Source organism: Escherichia sp. AM3, from assembly GCF_032029835.1.
GTDB classification, from domain to species: domain Bacteria; phylum Pseudomonadota; class Gammaproteobacteria; order Enterobacterales; family Enterobacteriaceae; genus Escherichia; species Escherichia coli.
The window spans coordinates 1-723 of the sequence record NZ_JAVUPQ010000461.1; the positions used below are offsets into that span (position 1 = coordinate 1).

Annotated in this window: 1 protein-coding gene; it reads right to left on the reverse strand. The window is 36.7% G+C overall.

The window, feature by feature from the left end; translation table 11 throughout:
• Positions 1–185: 185 nt before the first annotated feature.
• Entirely contained in the window at positions 186–578 is a 393-nt protein-coding gene (locus tag RTW80_RS26600) for a hypothetical protein (RefSeq protein ID WP_312721088.1), read from the reverse strand.
• Positions 579–723 lie beyond the last annotated feature (145 nt).

The following is a 723-nucleotide window of genomic DNA, read 5'->3' on the forward strand; positions in this document are numbered from 1 at the left end:
AGCTTATGCTTATTACATGCAAAACGTCCCGTTTTGCATCTTTGTGCCTACGGCACACCGGTGATCTTTCCCTGATGAGGGATATATTAACTATTGAACATTAGCGCGAATTATTTAGTGCAAAAAATCAGCATCACGTGATGCTTTTCCTGCTATTAATAACCTCCTCTATTTAACTATATTTTTCATTGATGCAATTCGTAGATTTGAAGAAGTTCAACTGCCACATTTTTATTTTTACTATCGCAATTTTTATACCATACCCATGCTTCCGTATTTTTTACTTTTTTTAAATCATCCATACTAAAATCCCCACCAAAACCAGTAAAATACAATGTTTCCTCATTAAAAATAAAACTCACTGCCCCCCCCTCTTTTATTTTAATTTCCGCTTCATTTGTGTTCAAATCAACTTTTTTAATTACTCCATGTAAGTTGGGTTTTGATAGTTTTTCTACGCCACCATCAGGAGCAGGTAATATACATCGTTTAAGAACTTTAGCATTTGCACATCCAATAACCCAAATTAGAATGCACACTCCCATGTTAATCGCATTAACGTGTCTTAAAACGTTCATATCTAATTCTCTCTCCAGGATGCGAATACATCCAACTTGTCACTTTCTTACACAACTCATCTACATCTTCATTCTGTGCACGGGTACATCCCATAGTTGGTTTCCAGCCTTGTCGAGGAGCATAAGGATCGCGCAACGATGATCC

Excerpts from the sequence above, each read along its gene's own strand:
- RTW80_RS26600 (WP_312721088.1), bottom strand. The coding sequence starts at position 578 with ATGAACGTTTTAAGACACGTTAATGCGATTAACATGGGAGTGTGCATT.